Raw genomic sequence first — 21,743 nt, 5'->3', positions numbered from 1 at the left:
CGCCGCCCCTAACCTTCAGACGGGATTGCATACGCACATAAGCGCAGGGACGCACGGAAACATGGCAGAGCCATGACAACTGCAACGGCTCCCCCTCCCCATGAAACCCATCTGGAAAGGCGCGATCAGCTTCGGCCTCGTCAATATTCCCATCACGCTCTATCCCGCCACCCGCCGCGAGGAGCTGCGTTTCCACTTCCTGCGCAAACGTGACCTGAGCCCCATCAACAACAAGCGCGTGGCCGAGGCCGACGGAAAGGAAGTACCGTGGAAAGACATTGTGCGGGGTTACGAGCATGAGAAGGGCAAGTTTGTCATTCTCAGCGATGAGGACTTCTCCCGTGTGGATGTGGAGGCCACGCAGACCGTGGACATTCAGGAGTTCGTCGAGGCGGACCAGATCAACCCGATGATGTTCTCCAAGCCCTATTACATGGAGCCGGTCAAGAGCGGTGCCAAAGCCTACGCGCTGCTGCGCGAAGTGCTGCGCAGCACAAAGAAGCTCGGCATTGCAAAAGTGGTCATCAAGACACGCGAGCACCTGGCGGCGGTGAAAGCGCAGGGAGACGCCCTGGTGCTTGAGCTCATGCACTTTGCCGATGAAATCATTCCCGCCGATGAGCTGCACGTCCCGGGCGAGGCAAGAATCGGCAAAAAGGAGGCTGACATGGCAAAGCAGCTCGTGGCCAGCATGAGCGGCACATGGGAGCCAAAGAAATACAAGGACGACTACAAGGAGGCGCTGATGGACGTGATCGAGAAAAAAGCGGCCTCTGGCGGCAAAGCCATCAAAACCAAGAAGGGCCGGAGCGCGCGGCCCACCAATGTCATCGACCTCGTCTCCGTGTTGAAAAAGAGCCTCCAGCAGCACGGGGACAGCGGCGGCTCCAAAAAGAAGAGCCACACCAAAAGCCGGCGAAAAGCCGCGTGACCGCCCCTGCGCAAAAGCGGGACAAACTCAGGTGCCCGGACAAGGCCGAAACCCTCCCAGCCGCCGATGAAACTGGCAACAAACCACGCATCCGTTTTCATCCCATGATTCACTTTGCCTGCACCTGCGGAAACACTCTCTTCTTTGAAAACACGCTCTGTCTGAAATGCGGCAGCACGGTGGGCTATGACGTGACCGACAACCGCATGAAGCCCGTCGCCGCCCCGTATGTCCAGTGTCGCAATGGCACCGAGTTTGGAGTGTGCAACTGGCTGGTCCACGCGAAAGGCCCCGAGTACTGCAGCGCCTGCACCCTGAACCACATGGTGCCGGATCTCAGCGTTCCTGGAAATCAGGACGCCTGGCACAAGATGGAGATCGCCAAGCGGCGGGCCCTTTACACTCTCGCACGGCTGCGCATCACCCCTGCGGACCGGAAGAAGCAGCCCGATGGCCTGGCCTTTGATTTTCTCAGCCCCATTCCCAACCTCTGTGTGATGACGGGCCATGACAACGGCGTGATCACGCTCAATCTCAACGAGGCGGATGATCTCTATCGTGAACGGCAGCGCCACCATCTGGGCGAGCCCTACCGCACCCTCGTGGGCCATTTCAGGCATGAGCTCGGGCATTATTACTGGGACAGGTTCTTTGCCCAGCGCAAGGAGGACGACCCGCTGCGCGCCGAGTTCCGCGCCTTGTTTGGAGACGAGCGTGAAGACTACTCCGCCGCCCTGGCAAACTACTATGCAAACGGCCCCGTGGGCACCTGGTCCGCCACCCACATCACCGGTTATGCCACGGCCCATCCCTGGGAGGACTGGGCGGAAACCTGGGCCCAGTATCTCCACATTCTCGATGGTGTGGAAACGGCCGGAGCATTCGGCTGGGCAGGCAAAAGTGTGCCCATCCCCTTCACCCCCTTCAAGCCGGAGGAGGTGCTCGCGGGCGCTCCAGGCATGGACGCCAGCTTTTTAAACACCCTCAATGACTGGGCCAGGCTCTCGCCCGCGCTCAATGAGATGGCTGCAAGCCTGGGTCACACGACTCTGTATCCCTTCGTCTTCTCCTCCCAAACAGCTCGGAAGATCCTGTTCGTCCACAAGATGGTGGGCGTCGCGGCCAAGTCCTGGAGAAAGCCGGCGATGCCCGCCCCCGCCGCGAAGACGCCGCCAGCCAGCGCCGCCGCCGCGTGATGAAGCACGCTGACTGGCTCACATCAGCACTGCCTGCGGCGGGAGGGCCTACGTACGGCGGCAGGCACAGGCGCGGTGCTTGACGCACGTTCGCGCAGGAGCAGCAGCACCTCCGCCTCTTCGGACCGCAGTCTCCCCAGCGAAGAACCACGCAGCGCCCGTAAACCAGATGAGCGGCGCGGGCAAAGCTCCTCCCCGGCAAGGTAGCTGTCGAGAATGACCGGATGGATGTAGGAGCGCCGGCAAACCGCGGGCGTATTGCCCAGCATTTTCGCCACCGCCGCAACAGCGCTCCCCACATTTCGTTTCGCTTCCCGGAGCGAATGAAACGGCCCGAAACTTCGCAGCGCCACTGCGGCAAGAACCGTCCCCGCCCACGTGCGGAAGTCTTTCGCGGAAAACTCCTCGCCGGCGATCTCGCGCAGATAAGCGTTCACGTCCTCGGAAGCCACCTGATGTACCACCCCCTCTTCATCCAGATACCCGAAGAGATTTTGTCCTGGCAGTTCCTGACATCGGCGCACAAGCTTGGCCAGCCGGGGATCCCGCATGTCGATCTGGTGATGCTTCCCGCTTTTGCCTTTGAAGGAAAAGGTGATCTGAGCGCCGCGCACCTTCGCGTGGCGGTTGTGCATCGTGGTCAGGCCGTAGCTGCCGTTTTGCTGCGCATATTCGTCATTGCCCACACGGATCAGCGTCGTCTCCAGCAGGCGCACGATCGTGGCCATCACCTTCTCCCTGCTGAGCCCGTGCCGGCGCAGATCGGCATCCACACGCCGCCGGATGCGCGAGAGCACCGCTCCGAAGGCCTGCACCCGCTCGTATTTCGTGGCGTCTCGTGCTTCGAGCCAGCGCGGATGGTAGCGGTATTGCTTGCGCCTGCGCGCATCCCGGCCCGTGGCCTGAATGTGCCCGTTCTCGATCGGGCAGATCCACACCTCCGTCCATGCAGGCGGAATGGCAAGGCTGCGGATGCGGCGAAGTGCGTCTTGATCACGCAGCAGCTTCCCACCGGGAAGATGGTACACAAACGCCCTGCCCCGGCGGCGGCGGGTGATCCCAGGTCCTTCATCCAGCACATATCTCAGCCCCGCCTGCCGGGCGGTCTTGTCAGGGGGAACGCTCACGGGCGGAGCGGTGCCGGCTTTCATGAGGCTCCGGGTCGTGGCACTGCCCTCAAAGTCTTCCTGTGACCATTAGAATCAGCAGGATGATAAGGATGAGGCCGAAACCACCGCTCGGCCCATAGCCCCATCCGCTGCTATACGGCCATGTGGGCAGTGCTCCGAGCAAGAGCAGGACTAGAAGAATCAGTAGGAGGTTGTTCATACCGCCATTTCGCCGTGGCAGTTCGTTCTGGCCGTAGAAAAACGAAAAACCGTGGCGTCAGCTCATCACCGCCCGCATTCCGCCTCACACTCACCATGCGCCTGTCACGGCAAGTGCGGAAGCTCAATGGGCCCGATCACCACGCGCCGGTTGAGCGCGCGACTGGACTCGGAGGTATTGGGCACTTCGCACTGGCTTTCTCCCTGCCCCACCGCGAGCAGCCGCTCCGCCGGAATGCCCATGTCCCCCAGCAGGGTGCGCACCTGCAGCGCGCGCATCTCGGACAGGCGCAGATTATACCCGCTCTCTCCCAGGTCACAGGTATGCCCTTCCAGCAGGAAATGGGCGTCCGGCATTTTCTTCATCGCCTGGGCAATGGTGGCCACCAGCATCCGGCTTTCCGCGTCGGCCAGCTCGGTGGAGTCCTTCTTGAAGCGCAGACGAAAGGCGATCTGCTTTTCCTGCACCACCGGAACCTCGACATAAACAGGCGGCGGTGGCGGCGGAGCCTCCGCACGCGGCGTTTCCGGAGCCGCGGCACCAGCCGCAGCCTGATCCTGCGCGGCCTGGGCGGCGGCGGCCTCTGAACCTTTGAGAATCTTCATGCCGCGGTTCCGCAGGATCTCCAGCACACCCGTGTTCGCCTCCAGCGCCTTCTGGCTCAGTCCTGCTCCACGTGTGCGCAGCGTTGGCTGCACGGCCCCATTGCCTCCGCCACGCGTGAGGCCGCGCGTGCGCAGGACCGGCCCCGCGGGCACGGTCTTCTGCCATTGTTTGGCAATGTCATCCGCCTTCATGGCGGAGCCGTCCGTGGTCGCAGGCGCCTGCTGGGCCGGCGAACTTCCCGTGAGACACCACACGGCGCCAAGAATGAGGACGAATGTTTTCATGACAAGCGTGGGACGTAAATCAGGGGGAGATGGCAAAGGAAAGAGTGCGTTCAGCATGCATGGCCTCCATCTGAGCCTGCGCCGCGCTGGCGCTGTGCCCCTGCAGCCGGACCATGCCCCGCATGCGCGCCTCCGCCAGCGTGAGGCCCTGGTAAGTGCGGTAAGGCGAGTCAGCCGTGCGGGTGGCCCCTTCCCCCGTGAAGGCTTCGTCCGCGGTCTGGATCAGGATCTGCTCCTGAATCGGCGGTCCGCGCCCCGTGTCGTGGTAAAGCTGAAAGGCGGTCGCATCCGGCGCCTTGGCCCTGAGCTTTTCGGGGTCCGGGATCAGCACCTCCCTGCCGCCCGAGACAGCATCACTCCCCGTGCTTGACTCTGGGTACATCCACACCGGGTCTCCCTGGGCAGGCTGGTACAAAACGCGCACATGACAGGCGCGGCTGACTTTCAGGCGCAGCGTCAGAAGCTCCCCGGATTTGAACGATGTGCGCGGTGTGAACCGCCCGTCCGCCACCACACCCACTTCCGCCAGCACGATCTCCGGCAGGCTGACAGTGGCAGGGCCAGGCACCTGAGTGACCTCTCCGGTGCGGGGTGCCTGCGGCACCATCGCACTGTCCACCTGCACCACAGGCTTGTTTTCAATCACGATGGCCGGCACACTCTGCGGCTGCCCTCCGCCCGCGCCCGCAGGCGCAGACCGCAGCGCCAGGATCGTCAGAAGAAAGCCCGCAATGATCACGCAGGTGATCGCAAACAACACCATCGGCGACAGTCCCGCGTGATGGATGGTCGTCTGCTGATTGACGCTTTGGTCAATGTGCTGGCTTTTGTCGTCGTGATGCGTGTGGGAGATCGTGGAGGAATCATGCGTCACATGATGAGTCGTATGCTGGGACGCATCATGCCTCACCTCCACATTCCCCATCGCGCCAAACCCGACCTTGCTGAAGTCAGGACTGGCGGCGGAGGAGGAAGGGTCTGGCACGGGGTTCACGGGAAGGAATGATGAAATCAAAAGAGCTGTTGGGCCATCTTTTCCGGCGAAAACTCAAAGCGGGGGGCGTTTGCCCGCACGAATGCGGTAGGATGCATTGCTCACCACCACCTGGCGTGCCGTGGAGCCGCTCCCCGCTGTCATGTCCTTCCAGGATTGGGAAACATCCGCGGTGTCGCTGCCAGGAATGTCGAGCTGCCCGTCCCTGCCGATCAGCACGCAGATTTCCTCCAGGCTCTCGCTGGCGTCCGCGGTGGCTGGAGTGAAGACCAGCCGCACTGCCGGAATGGAGATCATCTGCCCCTTCTGCACCGGCTGCGTGCTGCCTTTGAAAGCCGGGTGCGCCAGCAGCCGCATGCGGCCGTCCGCCCAATGAGAGGCCACATAGAGAAAGCCCGTCTCAGGAGCCGTGATCCGCAGCGACTGCACCTCGCCGCCGTAATAGATGCGGTCCTGACGGTCAAACTCCACAACCGCCGGCTGCTGAGCCTCCGCCACGACTGCTGGCCGGGCAGGCAGACTCCCCTGCGGAGCAACTTGCTTGTCGGGTGCACCAGGGGCGGCCGCCGTCTCCGAATGAATATGGATCACCGGCGCAGCACGATTCAAAACCACCAGCACGATCGCGCCGCTCACCACCACGAGTCCTATCATCCACATCCATCGGGGCACAGACACCGCCGCGGGATGCTGGTGATAATGCGTCTCCTGGTGCAGCACGCCCACCGGCTTATGCTCCACATGCACGCTGCCCAGCGCCCCCATGCCGACCTTCGTGTAGTCCGGCGCGCCGCCCGCCGCTCCCGCTCCGCAATGCTGGCAGGCCGGAGCCCCCGCGGGGATCTCCGCATGGCAGGTCGGACAGGCGGACGCGTTCATGCAGAGAGGGCGGATGAGATCAACGGTCCACCAGTTGCAGTGCGATCTCCGCTGAAAGCGTGGACTGCCAGAAGCACAGCAGTGCCGTCAGCTTGTCATGCTCCTGCGCACCATCGCGGTAGGCCTTTCCATGCTGGTAGTTCATCAGCACGTTCCACGGCACAAAACCGAGGCGCTTCTTGCACAGGCTCGCCGCCTCCAGCGCATGCAGACGCGCCAGGTCCAGTTGACTGGAAAGCGCCTTCCTCCGCCGGATCACAAGGTCACCGTCGTCGTCCGTGCGGCAATCCAGCGAATAGTGCCGGTTGATCAGGGCCGCCGACTCCAAAAACGAAATCGACGAATAGGCGATTTGATGGTTGTTCTTCTCCTTCAGCCGGGAGGGAAAATTCGGCGCCAGATGCTCCGCGAAATTGCTCGTCGATTTGGCCAGAATGTAGCCCAGCTCCGTCTCCCCGATCGGTGCGGCCGCAGACCCGCTTGAATTCGCCATCATCGGCGTCAGCACCACCTCCCGGAAATAAGACGCCATGGCCCCCGCCACCGAAGTCATTGATTTGGAAAAACGTCCCAGCCGTTCCTCCTGGCTCGATTTTAGAGAAGACTGGTCCACCCCCACATTCAGCCAGTCCTGCGCCACCATCGCGCAGGTCTGCGCCATGGCATGCATGAAGGAGGCCAGCACCGCCTTCTGGTACGTGTCCTGCCAGTCGATGGGCGGCGTCTTCACATCCCGCCGGCCGGCGCCCTCCAGCCTCGGCTTCAGCTCATTGGCGATGCTCGTCACCGTCTGGTGCAGCGTCTTTGCAATGGAGTACTGCGTCAGCGCCTCGATGGCGGTCAGGCGTCCCGCCAGGTTGTCATCCAGCGCCAGGGAGGATGCCTCCAGCGTCAGGCTGTTGAGGTTGTCCTCCAGGATGTTGAAGGACGCCAGCAGATCCAGCACCGCCGCCGCGTTTTTTTGATCGGTCAGCTCCTTGAGCTTCAGCGTGTGGATCGACTGCTGGTACAACGTATGCAGCATCACCAGCTCGATGTAGGAGGCTTCTTCGAGCCCGCTGGAGCGGTAGTTCGCGAACCGCCGGTCCGTCTGGTTCAGCGTCTCGATCAGCATCTCCTGCTCCTTCTTGCTGCTGTCATTGCTGTTGCGGATGCGCTCCTTCAGCTCCGCAAGCTGCGGCTTCAGCCGGCTCATCGTGACCTCAATCTTCGCCCTCAGCTTTTTGCGGATGGCCAGGGGCAGCTCCATCTCCGACTCCGTGAGCGCCTCGGGCTTCGGCAGCGGCTTGCCCGTGAAAAACTCGTACGCCTCGTAGATGTCCGCGATCTCCCGCACCTCCGTGTAGCCCAGGTCCTTCCCCCACTCATGCAGGTCCACAAAATCATCCGTGTTCATGTTGTGGGACATGCGGGAGCCGATGGGATATCCAAAGCGCCGGAATATGATCGGGTGGCCGTTCGCATCGGCAAAATTCTTCTCCATCGCCTTGAGCCCCTCCATCTTGTGCGGGATGCCTCCCACCGGCCCGCACGTGCCGTCTGGATTGATGGTGCCCGTCATCGTCGTGCCCGGGATGATGTCGTCCCCTCTTAGCAGCGCCAGCATTCCCACCGCCAGCAGCATGCTCGCCGAAGGTCCGTCGATCCGGCCGCTGCCCACCTTGATGCTGAACTCATAGTCCGCCAGCACGTGGTCCGTCATCCGCGCCGCATTGTACGCCGACATCCAGAAGCTCGACTTCCACTGGTTGCCCAGCCCGCCCGGCGTTCCCTCCGTAGCGCCCACCGCCGGCTCGCCGGAGTAGTTCGGCTCCACCCGGATCGTGATCGGCGTCCCCCCGCCCGAGGCCTGGCCCGCTTTTCCCGTCAGCCAGACTGCATAGACCACGCTTTCCTTCCGTCCTGCCAGCGTCGGCGTCGCCAGGCGCGCACCGCCAGCCGGTGCCGTTCCAGGCTGCGCCAGTGGATCCAGTTGAATCGCGCCCGATTCCAGAAAGCCTCCGGCCCTGGCTCCGCCCCCCGGTGGCGCGTCGGTCAGTTGGCCGCTCGCCGGCAGGCACAGCAGCATCACACTGGCGGGCAGGCTAAGCAGCAGTCTGCAGGCCGCGTGCGGAGGAACAAGGCGCGTTTTCATGGGCGTTAGGCTTGGGACACGGGAAACCCTGACGAGTGGCTTACCTCTTTTTTTGCAAGATGAAACATGAAAATCTCGGGATGTCGTACAAAACAGGCAGCCCGCCCCCCGGTCTCCACCTTGTGGCAATACCCCGGTTGACAAGCTGCGCACTGGAATAATAACTGCGCCCATGAAGCCCGGACTTCTCTTCATGATCTGTTGCGTCTGCGCTGTCTTCCTGACCGGCTGCTGCACGGTTTACAGCCTCAGCCAGCTCTCGCCACAGCAGATCGCCACGCGAAACTCCGCACTCCGTCGCGGCCAGCTCCCGCCGCAAAACCTCTGGCTCAAGTATGAATACGACGCCTACTGGGACGGCCACGAGTACGGCGGCGAAGACTTCTGGGAGCCCCTCCCCTACTCTCCCGCCAGACACCAGCACGAATTTTCCACCGCGGCCCAGACGTTTTACCGCAACGGCTACTCCAAAGGCTGGGCCGAGGCCAAGGCCGAAGCCATCGCCGACGGCAATGATCCGCACTCCAGCGGCGGCAGCAGCAGCAGCGGAAGCTCCCGCCCTCGCTCCTCGTCCTCCTCCCGCAATACCCGCCCTGCCGACTCCCCCCCGCCCTCCAGCCCCACCTCTCCAGGAGACGGCGGCAGCAGCAGCGGCGGCAATTCCGGCGGCCGCCTGATCATCCCGCGGCGGTTTTGATTTTGCTTCGATTTGGCGGTGCTTGGTCATGTGACGACGAGGACAGAAAAGGAGTGAATGCCACGGAGCCTCCATCCGGAGGCTTTCTGCAGAGGTGATGTGGAAAAGGGTTCGGCTTTTTTCGCGCAAACGAGCTGCCAGAGCTCACTCCATTCAAGGCGTGAGCCCCAGCGTCATGTTCGGCACCATTTTGGGAATGTTGATGACGGGCACCTGCTGCCCGTTGCTGAGCTTGCGCACCGCATCGTCCACGTAGGTCTGCAGGCCGCTCAGGGTGATCTTGCCGTTGCGCAGCACGTCGGCCTTGCCTTCCAAGCCGGTCTTGATGCAGTGGGTAAAGATGCCCTGCTTCAGCGCGTCTGACTCAAACGAGGCGCTGTGCCCGTCGCTGCCGGCAAAGACCACGATGTTGCTCTCGCTGTCGCTAAGCTGATTGACCAGGCCGGTGACATCCACCTTCGAGCCCGCGCCCAGGCTGTTGCCGGCGGAGCAGGCGTCCAGAAACAGCACCACCTCCCCCTTCGTCGCGCCCAGCGCCAGCTTGATGTCTTCAAACCCCACGCCGGTGCGCAGCCGGCGCGCGCGGTCGTAGTCATGCGCGCAGAAAGTGTAGCGTCCCTGCTCATCGCTCTCGCCATGCCCCGCCAGCAGGATCATCGTGGTATCTTCTGGTTTCGTGCTGCTCTTCAGCCAGTCCAGCGCATCCAGGATGTCTCCCGCCGTGGCGGCCTCGTTGGTCAGCAGTCGTTTTTCAATTCTGCGGTAGAGCTGCGTCTGCTTCGCCAAAGTGGTGGTGAAAACGGTGGCGTCATCATCAGCATACTCCAGTTGATCCAGCCCCGTCAGCGCCGCCTGGTTTTTCAGCATGCTCACGCCGATGCCCAGGATGAAGAGCCGCCCCTTCTTCTCCACCGCAGGGCGCGCGCTCGGTGCGGCGGCTACCGTCTGCCGGCGCACGCGCAGCAGCGCGGGCTCACTCACCGCGTAGCGGTTCTCCGCCAGCACCGCCACCACGCAGTCTTTCAGCGGCAGCGGCACTTTCGCCTCCACAAACGAGTCCTCATCCCCCGGCACCGGCGCGCTGGCCTGCACCGGGCGGCCATCCACCCGCACGGAGACCAGCTTCACCGGCTCCGTGCGCCCGCCGCGCACGCGGTAGCGCAGCGTGGCGCTCTCCGCCTCCGCGGGGATCTCGATCTCCGCCGCCGCCCCGCCCGTGCCCAGCTCCACCACCGGCGGCGCCATCCGCGTGATCACCTCCGCCGCATTCAGCGGCGCCGCCTGCGCCGCCGGCCGGTTCGCATTCGCCAGCTTCACCGCCTCCCCCACATCCAGCGTACGCAGCACTTCGGAAACAACGTCCGGCCGGTAAAAAGCATCATGAAACTTCGCCGCCGGAAAGAAATCCGCCTCCCGGTCCTTCCCCCGGTTCACATGCCAGCCGATGAGCTCCTCCCCACCCGCAGAGCAGTCATAATACCCCTCCGGCGTCCACAGCACCCAGCGCTTCCGGTCCACATGCGGAAAGAAAGCCAGCAACTCCTTCCCACTGTCCGCCCGATGCCAGCGTATGGTGCCATCCCCATACGCTGTTACTGCGATGCGGCCATCAGCCGAGAGATTCACCGCCCAGGCTGTGCCCGGCACCGACTGCTGCCAGCGTTCCTTGCCATCCGCCGCATAGCAGCGCAGGTAGAAGCCGGTTCCAAGCACAAAGAAGCTGGCATCTGGGGCGATGGCAAAAGAACGCGACCTTTCAAAGTTCTCCAGTTTGAGGGGCTGGCCGCTCAGCGTGGGGGCCGTCTTATCTTCCCAGTTCGAAACCGGAAGCCCTTCCTGGCGTGGAGCACGTAGGGTGGCCTGCGGAGTTCCGGGCGTTAGTCGACGTTCGCTGAGGGAGAATGTGGCCGGAATCTTGCCAAAAGATTGATAGCTGAAAGCCACCACCGAAGCATCTGCGGACAGATGAATCACTGCGCCCGTCGTTCGATGGTCGGCGATGGGAGGCTGGCCCATGAGCACGCCTTTCCAGCCACTTTCCTGGGTGCCTGCACCAGGTGTCGTAGTCTGGCTTTTTTGAACCACTCCCCACGCGGGATCGGCGGCGGCAAAAAGCAAGCCGCCGCCGGGCAGGGGGCGTAAAGCCATGAGGGTGCTGGTAGCCCCCACCTGCAAGTCTTGAGGCTTGCCGCGTCCTGCCTGCGGCCAAATGCGGATGGGGTTCGGTCCGCCAATATCCCACAGTCCCCCGGCGAAAAGACTGCGTCCATCAGCGCTCCAGGCCACCCTGCCAAGGTTGCCATTGGTCACTCCCGTGGCGTCCGGCTGGTAGAGATGGCGCAGATCTTCGGTCGCTAGAACAGCCACGGCCCTGCTGTCATAGAAACCGACCGCCACTGACTGGCCATCTGGGGAGAAGCGTATGGTATAGGGCTGCTGGCCCAGCGTGCTGCGGGCCTTACGCAAAGGAGTGAGGCCGGCAGGTTGGAGGGAGGGGGAGGCTCCGGCCAGTTTTGTCATACTGTAAAGACGCAAGTAGCCATCATCACAAGTGCTGGCCAGGGTGCCGTCTCCCTGCCAGTCCAGACCGTAGCAACTGTCACCGTAGTCGCTGTCCTGGCCGACAAGCTGGCCACTGGCCACCTCCCAGACGCGGATGCCATTTTTTCCTCCCAGGCCCGCTGCAATAGCGCGGCCACTGGCAGAGAACGAGAGATCGTGCACCACATTGAGCAAACCCGTCAGCCGGCGCAGCAAGTGGCCCGAGGCGGTGTCGAAAAGGTAAACGCATCTTGACTGGTCCCATTCCCTGCCAGTCCATCCTCCCAGAGCGGCGGTGCTGCCATCCGGGCTCAGGGCACAGGCATAGAGCTTGCCTTCATCCCCCGCACCGAGGGGAATGCGGAAGGTGCGCAGCAACGTGGCAGGTGGGCGGGTGCCGTCCGCCGTGGCTGCAGGCAGGGACCACAGCCGCGCTGTCTTGTCATCACTGCAGGTCAGCACCACCCGCCCAGCGGCATCCGTGGCGATGCGATTGATCATGGCCGTATGCATCCCCGCCTCAATGCGCAGCATGGGTGCGATGGGCGGCTCCGCGGCGAATGACGGGCGCAGGAGGCACAAGAAGACCGAAAGGAGCAGGAGCGGGCGCATGGTGGCTGGATAAGGCGGGTTCACTTCCCCACCGCCTTCTTCACCGCGGGCTGGCTTTCCAGCCAGGTCACGAGTTCGGGGAAGAAGTCTTCGGTGAGCTGCACGGCCACGGCGGAGTTTCTGGGAGAGGTGTTGCCGCGGGTGGCGGCGCGGTCCTGCAGGTAGGTGGCGCTGCTCAGCGCGGCCAGAGGGGTGCCTCTTTTGTCGCGCACTTCCAGGAAGAGGCAGAAGGCGGCGCACTCGCGTTTGTCCTCCAGCACCACGCCTTTTTTCATCACCGGGGCGCGGCGGGTGGCGGTGCCGGTTTTGGCCAGGGCAAAGAGCTGCAGCCCCTTCGCCTCAAATTTTTTCCGCGCAGCCTTCACGCTGTCGCTGATGCGTTCCGCCGTGCTGCCCTCCACGCCCTCCGCGCACTCCTGCATGCCCGCATGCACCAGCGCCAGCGTCTCACGCTTCAGCGGCAGCTCGGGAAATTCGGCGGGCTTGCCCTCGCTGCCGGCGTCCGCAGCCAGGCGCACCTGCACCTTGCGCCCCGTGCCCAGCCGCGCATAGGCCTCCGCCAGCTTCACATTGCTCCAGTAGTTCGTGCCTGAGCCCAGCAGCATGGAGGTGAATTTGCCGCGCACGCTGCTCACCGTGTCCAGTTGCAGGTTCGCGCGCTCCGGTAGCACGCTGGAGAAGCTGTTGTAAACGATCTCGCGCATTTCCGCGGTCGTCTTGTCCGGCCCGGCGTTTTCAGCCGCCGCCTGCATCGCCCCATCCTTCACGCCGAGCTGGCGCAGCATCGGCTGCAGCAGGCCCACATCCCACATGCCGGAGGAGCCGTCGGTGAGGCGCTGCACCAGGCCCACATCATAGCAGTCAGCCATCTTCGGAAAGGCGGGCACGTCCGGGCGGTCCAGCCCGCCGGGAATGGTGTCGCCACGAAAGAAGGCCGAGAGATCCGCCTTGCCCGCGGGAAAAATCGGCGTGCCGTTGGCGCTGAAGGTCACCCCCTTCGTCAGCATCAGCAGCCCCAGGTGCAGCGTGTAATCATTTGAGGACATCCGCAGAAAGCCCTTCGAATCCACATGGCGTGGCCCCAAGGTGCCGTACGGCGCCGTCAGCTTGTAGCCCAGCACCTCGCTGCGCCCCCCCGCAGGCTCGTCGATCTGGAGCTTGCTCAGCTCCGGCCGCGTGTCCCACACCGCGCTGGCAAACAGCGGCTTCGTCGTCGAGCCGATGGGGATCAGCGTCAGGTTTTGATTCAGCCCCAGCCGCCTCAGCTTCGCCTCCGTCACTCCCGGCAGCGATCCATTCTGCGCCCGCTGCCGCAGCGACTGCACATCCGCCGGCGCGGGATAGGAGGGCATCGCCAGCACATCCCCGTTGAGCGCATTCACAATGCAGATGCACGCCGGTTCGAGCTGGATGTTTGACACCGCCGAGCGCCGCGCATCAAAGCCCCGCACCGCATCCAGAAAGATGCGGTTCACACTGCTGTGCAGCCCGCGGTCAATGGTGAGATGGATGTTCGGCTGGCCGATCTGGTCCGGATGCGGATGCTGCTGCACAAAGCGGTTCAGCGCGTCCTGCAGTTGCTGAAAATACGGCAGCTCAGCGGCCAGCTCGGGGTCCACCAGGTTCACCTCGCGCCCGTCCTCCAGCCAGCGGCGGCTCACCATGCCGCCCGCGTAGCGGCCATAGCGCAGCGAGATCTCCCGCCCCGTGCGCAGGTGGCGCAGGCGCAGGCGGTCGCCATCCCGCAGCGGCGCCGCATTGTTCGGCAGCTTCGCCTCCGGCAGATCTGAGCGGCGCTCCATAAAGCGGCCCACCGCCTCCGACCCCGCGCGGTTGATGATGTCACCGTTCAGCTTCACTTCGCAGTCCGCCGTGTTCGTCAGTTGCAGCACCACGCGCTCCCCCATCAGAGACAGCCGCACCAGAGGCGACTCATCGCCCAGCAGCTCAAACGCCCGTGCCCGGTAGTGGGTCTGCTTCTTCCTCGGCTGCGACCACGCATCCAGCCTCAGCACTTTGTAGTCCTCCGCCGTGGGGGAGCCATCCTCATCCGTCGCGGAAAATCCCAGATACAAATCCTCGCTCACCAGCGAGGGCAGCTTCTCACCCGCCAGCGAAAAGCTCCCGCGCCACGCCGGGCGCTTCGGGTACGGCAGCGCAAAATTGTGAAACTGCTGCGCGATGTAGATCTTCCCGTCCAGCCGCACCTCAAAGAAGCCGCCGCCCGTTTCATTGAAATCGCGCAGGTCCGACTGCAGGCGTTTGCTCTCCTGGAAAAACTGCTCCTGCCGCGGGTTCGCGTTCGCATCATCAAAGATCATCTTGCCCCACGGCGGCAGCGCCTGGCGCGGATCCGCCGGCGCCGTCTTGTCATGCCGGATCGCCCCCGCCTTCGCCATCGCCGTCACATTCTTCCGATACCCCTCCGGAATGTAATAGTTCGTCCCCTCATCATCCACATGCGCCCCCGCCACAAATAAAACAGCAGCAATGACGCCAAGCGCCACCGCACACCCCGCCACCCACAGGAGCAGCGGCCGTTGATGAATTTTGGGAAGAGGGAGCGTGTTCATGAGGGGGAATGGCTTTTAAAGTGGCCCGCACAGTCCCCTGTGCGGAACGAGCGGAGATAGGGCGGGCAAGTTAAGAAAGAAGGTGATTCGGACTCTGAGCGTCTGGCTTTGCATTCGGAAGCCTTGCGGCCTGCGGTTCCGCTCAGAGGACTGAGCGGGCCACTTTTTACGGAGCGGGCGAGTGGGTGGATGGAGAGAGAAAGGAACGAGATGTCGATATTTCCGGGTCTATTTTGAGAATTTGTAAGGGTTAAAAAATTCGCCTTTTGCGCGGCAAAGGTAAAAATGAAAAAAGTAAAAGCCTAATCACCAGCCCCCGTTGCCAACACCAGCCGAAACCCGTAGAAACCGCTGCGAAAACCGGGATGAATGCTGAGGCGACAGGAGGAGATCAGACGAATGGAGGAAGAGTCCTTCCACGAAGCCCCGCGCAACACATGATTACCATTTTGTTCCCAAACTGAACTGGTCCATTCCCACAGGTTCCCTCCCAGATCATAGATTCCCAGACCATTTGGCTCAAACCTGCCCACTGGAGAAGTGGTTGCATAGCCGTCACTGTAGCCCTCAATGCTACCGTTGATATCGATTCTCTTCACTTTGGAGGCGGTGTCTGCGTAATTTCCGCTGCCAGTCGGTGGTGGATAGCGCACGCCCCAGGGATAGGTATCCGTGAGCTCCCCATGCTTGTCTTTTGGGCTCGCGCTCGCATCCTCTTTCTCCCCAATACCCACTGCATGGCTCCATTCCACATCCGTCGGCAACCGGTATTCATCTTGTGCACCGATCAGGCCTGCCTCACGGTCTCGCTTCGTCAGCCAGTCGCAAAAGGCCGCTGCGTCTTCATAGCTTACATCAGCCACCGGGTGACTGCTCTCTTCAGCACTTTCTCCCTCGCCGCGGCCCACCGGCACGGTCAGAAAAGCGTCTGTCTTCCAGTCCTCTCCAGCATCATGACCCGTGGCTTTGACAAAGGCGGCGTAGTCCTTGCTTCGCGTCTCCCAGATGCTGAAGAGCAACTTCCTGCCGTCCTTATAGCCTAACACTGGCACAAACCTCATCCCCAGGCTGTTCACAAAAGGAGCATCCTTGCTCGCCGTGCGCAGCAGTTCTGCCGCCGCGCGAGGCGTTGGAAGTACAGGCATCGCAGGCGGCAGAGCAGACTGACTCGCCCCAGCACTCGCCACCACCAGCGCATGCTCATAAAAAAAGTCCCCCGCCCCATCCAGCTTCAGCCAGGGCCTCTGGGCCTGATTCGTCGCTGTTAGCACCTCGTTGCGCACCGTGCGGAAAGTTTGAAACAACGCCGTGCCAGCCGTGGGCAGATGCTTGATCAGCGCCGCCGTGAACGGCCCATGCCCCGACTCGCCATCACTCGCCGTGCGCGCAGGTGCGGCCGCGAGCATGATCAGCGTGTCCTGCGGCAGGTCCGCATCCTGCGGCATCACAAAACCGCCGCCATCACGCGTGCGGATCGCCCGGTCCGCAGGCCGCTCGCGGCAGCAGTCCAGCAGAATGATTTTCGCGCCCTTCGTCGCCTCCTTCATCGCCCTGAGCACCTGCTCCAGCGCAATGCCCTGGGCCTGCAATCCCGCATTGTCCTTCGCCGCCTCCACCAGATTCGCATCCACCGGGATGAGGTAGTTGTCGCGCCCATCGAAGTCCTCCATGCCATGCCCCGCATAATAAAACAGCGCCACCGCCGCGCCGCTGGCCTCCTTTTGAAAAGCCTGCAGCCGCCGCGCAAAGCTCAGCCGGTCCAAGTTCTCCGAATCCTTGTCCGCCAGCACCACGTCAAACTTCAACTGCTCACGCAGCACCTTCGCAATCGCCGCCGCATCGCTCACACAATTCTCCAGCGGACTGCCCGCGTAGCGGTTGTTCCCGATGACCAAGGCCACGCGTTTTCCCGTGACCGGTTGCTGCGCCTCGGCCGTCGTGATCAAAAGAAACACAAACAGCAAACACCCCATGAGTATTGTAGTACCGGCTTTAGCCGGTCCGGTTCTGGGACGCAGAAGAGTGGAGAATGAAAAGAGCTTCATATCATTGCGATGCACTTCAGTGTTTTTTCACGCCTCATTCCCCTCAATAATATCCCCCAGCGCGCTCTCCGGCTTGTTCAGTTCCCGCGTGCGGAAATCCGCGCGCGCCATCCCCAGGATGATGAGGAAGATCAGCGCAAAGCTCTCCGCCACGTCGCTCCAACTGTTCAGGCCCAGCAGGTACATGTTTCTCCCCGTGAAGGGCAGCAGGCCGTAGTTTGCCGCCATCATGTACAGGCTCACCAGCGCGAATGACATGCCCGCCATCAGGCTCAGCCAGCTCGTCAGTGAGTTGATGCTTTCCCGCGCGCCCAGGGAACTGACCATCACCGCCAGATACGCCAGCATCACCGCCAGCGCCCCCACCACGCCGAACTGCGCGAAGATGAACACCGCGGACACATTGTCATTCAGCGCCGTCACCGCCTTGGCCGCCAGCACGTCCACCTGCAGGTAGCCTTCTCCAAAGAGCCCCCGGTGCGCGTAGTTGGCCATGATCGCATGGTCCTGCGCAATGCGCTCCGCCGTGTCCGTGCCCAGGTTGATCAGGTAGTCCTCATGCGCAAACTGCAGCACGCGCAGCATCGTGCTGTCCGTCACCAGCTCCTCGTCGCTGGTCAGTTCCTGCGCCACATGCGGCCACAGGTTGAGGAGCGCCTTGGGCGCGGTGAAGACCAGCGTCATCATCAGCAGCGGCAGCACCAGCCCCAGGCCCGCCACGCTTGCCAGCCAGGGTTTCTGCGCCTTCAGCTCCTCCTTGGACACCCGCAGGCTGCGCACCACGCCCTCCCACAGCGCGCACACCCCCACCGTGGCCAGCACCAGGGCCATCGGCACAAAGTAGAGGAACATGCCCAGGTCGCTCACCACCCCGGCCGTGAAGGCCTGGCAGCCAAACAGCCACAGCGTCACCAGCGCAAAGCGCCCCACCACGCGCGCCGCCAGCCCGCCCGTGCCTTCCTTCTCACGCCACAGCAGCAGGCAGGCCTGTGCAAACAGCAGCAGGTAGGCCGGCACAAAAAACACCGACAGCGCCACGCGCAGCCCGCCAAAGGACAGCGCCTCCTTCGCCCCCAGCCCGGCCAGCAGCAGCAGCCGCACCACCACCAGCAGCGCCGCCAGCGCGCACAGCCACGGGTACGTCAGGCGGGACTCCACGCCCCGCAGCCGTTGCTCGATCCGCCCCGGCAGCAGCTCCCGCGCCATGAACATCCCCAGCCCCAGCAGCACCGGCGCCGCCACCAGCGTCTTCATCGCCACGCTGATGATGTCTGGATTGAACGGCGGATTCACCAGCACCGCCTGGCCGAAGATCACCCGGTTGCAGGTCAGGAAGGCCACCCCAAACTGCAGCGCCATCCACCAGAACGACGTGCCGTTTTTCCACGCCACCACCATGGCGATGAAACCCGCCACTAGCACCCAGAAGATGCGCCACGGCGGAATGGTCTCCTTCGTGATGGAGAGCAGCAGGCGGTGCCCGCCGCCGATCTTGAACGGGTCGCCATAGTCCAGCGTCTGCCGTTTGAAATCATCCTGCACGTTGAAGCTGGACCACTGCATCTCCACATCCGCGTTGGCCTCGTCAAAGGCGCGCGTCAGCAGCGGAAAGGTGATCTGGTGCGGCAGGTCGCTGAAGCCGCTGCGGTCGTTCAAGCCGAAGCGCACCCCCTGCAGCCCGGCATCCTCGCGCGCCGCCAGCTCCTCCTTCACCTCAGACATCGAGACCGAGCGGATCATCGGCCGCTCAAACTCCACCCGCAGCACCGGCACCTCTTTCTTGCCGCGCTCCTCCATCACCACGCTCAGGCTCGCAAAGCGCCGGCTCAGGGCCACGCGCTGCGCATCATAGGCCGTGGCCGGGTGCAGCACGCTGCCCAGGCTGCTGGCGATGCGGTCCCCCTGCTTCTCCGCCGAAATCTGCAGGATTTCCAGCATCGCGTCCTTCTGCAGCAGCCCGGTCTCCGCAAAGGCGGTGGCCACCGGCCGCCCCCCGCGCGCCAGCGTCAGCGCGGGGTCCAGTTGCAGCAGGCTCGCGCCATTCACCCAGGCCGCATGGTCCGGCGTGTAGGCGATCACAGACCTCAGCGCGCCCTCCCGTGCGGACATCTCGTTCAGCGGAAACACCCGCTGCGTCCACAGCCGGCGCGTGAAAAGATTCACCGGCACATCGATCAGCGGCAGGCTGATGGTGCGGTTCGGCAGTTGCCAGCGGGTCTGGATCATCGGCTGCCACGCGCAGCGCCAGCGGTTGACGGGCTCGGCGGCAGGAGCGCCGGCCACTGCGCCATCCGCATCATCGTCGGGCGTCTCCGGCGGAGTGGTGCCATCCGCAGGGGGCGGCGTTTCCGGCACCGCCGTTCCCAGAAGGTGAAACGTGCCCGCATACGGCACGCTCGCATCTCCCACCGCCAGCGCCTTGCCCGTCTCCACCGTCTGCGGATACACCCCGCTGATGCGCCCATCCTTCTGCGCATCCAGTCCATCCTTGGTCAGTTCCAGCGTCAGCTTGCCATCCGCGGAGACATGCAGCGTCATCGCCCCGGCGGGCAGCCCTTTGATAAAGACATGGTCTTCCAGCGAGCCCCCCACGCGGTACGCGCGCCCCGTCTCCACCTCAAAGGGAAAGGCCGCCGGCTGCTCCAGCACGGACTTCCACGTCATCTCGGCGGTGATCCGCAGCGGTGCGGACGACTCTGCAAAGGTGATCGTTCCCGCCAGCGGCTCCGGCTTCACCAGCGCCACCGTCGTCAGCCCCTCGCGGTAGGGCGCACGCAGTTCCATCTGGTCGCCAAAGTTCACGCGCCGGCCGTTGATCAGCACGCCCAGCTCGTTCGTCCAGCCGCCGCCCTTCACCACCCCCAGCGTGTCCCCCATCACCTTCAGGCCCATCACCTGCGGCGCCAGTCCCGGCAGCCTCGCCATGCCCTTGCTGTCACCGCCGATCCAGCGCACCGCGCCGCTCACATCCAGTTCCATGCGCTGCGTCCCCAGACGCCATTGGGCGATCACCTCGCCCCCTTCGTCCGCCGGCACGTTGATCTGGTCTCCGTTCGCCAGCGGCACCAGCCGCGGTACTCCGCCATCCTCCAGCGGCACCAGCCTGCCGCCGCTGCGCACCAGAATGCCGCGCTGGTAGCCCGGCCCGGGCAGAATCTTCAGCTTGTCTCCTTCCAGCCGCACCACCAGCGCCTCCGGCGGCAGGCCCGGCACCTCAATCCCATCCTCAGCGCGCCCTCCGCTCACCGTGCCGCCCAGCGGAATGGACTGCTCTTTGCCGCTGCGGTCCACCAGATCCATCTCCAGCCCGCTGAGCTTTACATGCGCCACGCGGTGGCACATCCCTCCACAGAACAGCAGCACCGCCGTCACCGCATAGCAGGACACCACCGGCAGCACCGCAAACAGGCGCGGCAGCCTCCCGCTGACATACCACAGAAAAGCCATGGCTAGAAACACCCCGGCAGGCACAAGGTAGAAGATCGTAAAGGTGGGCATGGAAGAAGTCTCAGGTTAAGGAAATCCACAGGCAAAGACCAGAAGTTTCCTGCGAAGCATTCACCCAGGTCTGTGTGCTGATGAAGAGGAAAAGAGAAGCCGGTCAAGATTTTCCGGCGCGTTTTACACATTCGCCCTGCCACGCCGCCACCCCATTCACGGCCTCCTTCAGTTCCAGAAAGCGCTTTGTTTTCAGCTTTAGCACCGGAAAAAACATGAGTTCTTGTCTTTTCGAAGGAAATCTTCACCATGCACGTCGAATCCACCTCTCCCATGCCCGACGCGCCTCTCTCCTCCGCTTCCTCTCAGCGGAAAGTCATCGCGATGGCCGCCCTCGCCTTCTTCGCGGTCACCCTCGGCCTCGCGTTTGTCCTCACCGGAAAAAAAGCGCACGTGGCCAGCCCTGCTGACAGCAGCGACACCCAGATCGGCACCCTCATCAATCTGGCCGCCGTCGATCTCAACTCCCAGGCCACCCCCGAGGACTGGTTTGACGGCATGCCCGATGGTGCCGAGGCACGCAGGAGGCCGACTGTCGAGCCCTCCTCCACCGGCAAAGCCCCCTCCAGCATCGTCACGGGAGACAACAACGCTCCCGCCGCTCCGCCCGTGACCGCCCCACCAGCGGCCCCGCCCACGCACAGCGGCCCGCAGCAAGGAAAGCCCGCGACGCCCGCCGTCGCCGTCGTGACTCCTCCCTCTCATGGCACGGAACGTCCCGCGGCAGCCACCTCCGGTCCCGCGCACGCTTCCGCTTCGCCCGCAGCAGCCACCGCGCCCTCCAGCACCGCCACAAAACCAGCCGGGCATTCCTCAGCGCCCGCCGTGGCCAGGGCGGACAAGGCCTCCAAGCCACGGGAGGAGGAGTCCAGGCCCGTTTTTGTCCCCGCTGCCCGCAAACTGCCGGGGCTCATCGCACAGACGCTCACCCTCATCACCGAAGGCCAGTTCCACCCCGGCGCAAAGACCACCCCGCCCCCTTCGCCCGCCCCCCCTTCATCGCAGGACAGCCCGCAGGCAGCGGTGCCCCTGGCCATCGCCGCCTCTGAGGAGCCCGTGCCGAAGGCCATTCCCGTTCACGTCCTGCATGAGGAAGCCCGCGTCTATGCGGCGGAGACCACCCAGCAGTTGCAGCAGAAAGGCACCTTGAGCCTCTCCGAGCACATCCGCCTCCCCAAGCGCACCGAAGCCGCCAATGCCTCCATCTGGCACGACGAGGACAAGCCCCTGACCGCCGGCGAGCGCCGCCCCTTTGGCCTGGTCCTCTCCAACGAAAAATCCGCCTTCACTCCCGAAGGCATCCCCCTCCGCACCGACATTCCCGCCGGCACCTCGCCGCTGGAAAAAACCGGCGCCGACAAGCCCCTGTGGAAGCGCCCTCAATAACCGCGCGCATTTCAGCCCCTCCTCCCGCCAGACCGGCT

The 21,743-nt window shown here is 63.6% G+C and carries 14 protein-coding genes; 4 read left to right on the top strand and 10 right to left on the bottom strand.

What is annotated here, in order from left to right; all coding sequences use genetic code 11:
* The first annotated feature begins 100 nt into the window (after nt 1–100).
* Nucleotides 101–931 carry a Ku protein gene (locus tag ACILSQ_RS16715; RefSeq protein WP_395744795.1) on the top strand — a complete coding sequence of 277 codons (831 nt, stop codon included), beginning with the start codon at nt 101–103 and terminating at the stop codon, nt 929–931.
* Nucleotides 932–1,035: 104 nt separating this feature from the next.
* Complete coding sequence (locus ACILSQ_RS16710; RefSeq protein WP_395744794.1) at nt 1,036–2,127, top strand: putative zinc-binding metallopeptidase; 1,092 nt, start codon at nt 1,036–1,038, stop codon at nt 2,125–2,127.
* Between the two features lie 23 nt (nt 2,128–2,150).
* Here ACILSQ_RS16710 and ACILSQ_RS16705 read toward each other — a convergent pair whose 3' ends face one another.
* From ACILSQ_RS16705 to ACILSQ_RS16680, 6 genes are all read right to left on the bottom strand, one after another.
* Nucleotides 2,151–3,278 (bottom strand): DNA topoisomerase IB, encoded by a 1,128-nt coding sequence (locus ACILSQ_RS16705; protein ID WP_395744793.1) that lies wholly within the window; start codon nt 3,276–3,278, stop codon nt 2,151–2,153.
* A gap of 25 nt (nt 3,279–3,303) precedes the next feature.
* Nucleotides 3,304–3,456 (bottom strand): DUF3309 family protein, encoded by a 153-nt coding sequence (locus tag ACILSQ_RS16700; RefSeq protein ID WP_395744792.1) that lies wholly within the window; start codon nt 3,454–3,456, stop codon nt 3,304–3,306.
* 104 nt (nt 3,457–3,560) lie between these two features.
* Nucleotides 3,561–4,346 (bottom strand): OmpA family protein, encoded by a 786-nt coding sequence (locus tag ACILSQ_RS16695; RefSeq protein ID WP_395744791.1) that lies wholly within the window; start codon nt 4,344–4,346, stop codon nt 3,561–3,563.
* Nucleotides 4,347–4,365: 19 nt separating this feature from the next.
* Complete coding sequence (locus ACILSQ_RS16690; protein ID WP_395744790.1) at nt 4,366–5,340, bottom strand: DUF4384 domain-containing protein; 975 nt, start codon at nt 5,338–5,340, stop codon at nt 4,366–4,368.
* A gap of 54 nt (nt 5,341–5,394) precedes the next feature.
* Entirely contained in the window at nt 5,395–6,219 is an 825-nt protein-coding gene (locus tag ACILSQ_RS16685) for a hypothetical protein (protein WP_395744789.1), read from the bottom strand.
* A gap of 19 nt (nt 6,220–6,238) precedes the next feature.
* Nucleotides 6,239–8,353, bottom strand: coding sequence for a S16 family serine protease (locus ACILSQ_RS16680; RefSeq protein WP_395744788.1), 2,115 nt, complete (start codon nt 8,351–8,353; stop codon nt 6,239–6,241).
* A 172-nt stretch (nt 8,354–8,525) separates the two neighbouring features.
* Between ACILSQ_RS16680 and ACILSQ_RS16675 the strand changes: the two genes are divergently transcribed.
* Nucleotides 8,526–9,050: a hypothetical protein gene (locus tag ACILSQ_RS16675; protein ID WP_395744787.1), complete on the top strand. Its 525-nt coding sequence runs from the start codon at nt 8,526–8,528 to the stop codon at nt 9,048–9,050.
* A 153-nt stretch (nt 9,051–9,203) separates the two neighbouring features.
* On the opposite strand, the gene ACILSQ_RS16670 is transcribed toward ACILSQ_RS16675, so the two are convergent.
* The 4 genes from ACILSQ_RS16670 to ACILSQ_RS16655 all read right to left on the bottom strand — a co-directional run bounded on the left by ACILSQ_RS16670 (nt 9,204) and on the right by ACILSQ_RS16655 (nt 20,319).
* Nucleotides 9,204–12,203, bottom strand: a complete 3,000-nt coding sequence (locus ACILSQ_RS16670; RefSeq protein WP_395744786.1) for a hypothetical protein — start codon at nt 12,201–12,203, stop codon at nt 9,204–9,206.
* A 20-nt stretch (nt 12,204–12,223) separates the two neighbouring features.
* Complete coding sequence (locus ACILSQ_RS16665) at nt 12,224–14,776, bottom strand: hypothetical protein (RefSeq protein WP_395744785.1); 2,553 nt, start codon at nt 14,774–14,776, stop codon at nt 12,224–12,226.
* A 302-nt stretch (nt 14,777–15,078) separates the two neighbouring features.
* Complete coding sequence (locus ACILSQ_RS16660) at nt 15,079–16,749, bottom strand: caspase family protein (RefSeq protein ID WP_395744784.1); 1,671 nt, start codon at nt 16,747–16,749, stop codon at nt 15,079–15,081.
* Nucleotides 16,750–16,848: 99 nt separating this feature from the next.
* Nucleotides 16,849–20,319, bottom strand: coding sequence for a hypothetical protein (locus ACILSQ_RS16655; protein ID WP_395744783.1), 3,471 nt, complete (start codon nt 20,317–20,319; stop codon nt 16,849–16,851).
* Nucleotides 20,320–20,592: 273 nt separating this feature from the next.
* Here ACILSQ_RS16655 and ACILSQ_RS16650 point away from each other — a divergent pair, with 273 nt between their 5' ends.
* Nucleotides 20,593–21,705 (top strand): hypothetical protein, encoded by a 1,113-nt coding sequence (locus tag ACILSQ_RS16650; protein ID WP_395744782.1) that lies wholly within the window; start codon nt 20,593–20,595, stop codon nt 21,703–21,705.
* The last annotated feature ends 38 nt before the right edge of the window (nt 21,706–21,743 follow it).

It is taken from the genome of Prosthecobacter sp. (assembly GCF_044227185.1).
Taxonomy (GTDB): Bacteria; Verrucomicrobiota; Verrucomicrobiia; order Verrucomicrobiales; family Verrucomicrobiaceae; genus Prosthecobacter.
This window is presented reverse-complemented; position numbering and strand designations above follow the sequence as displayed.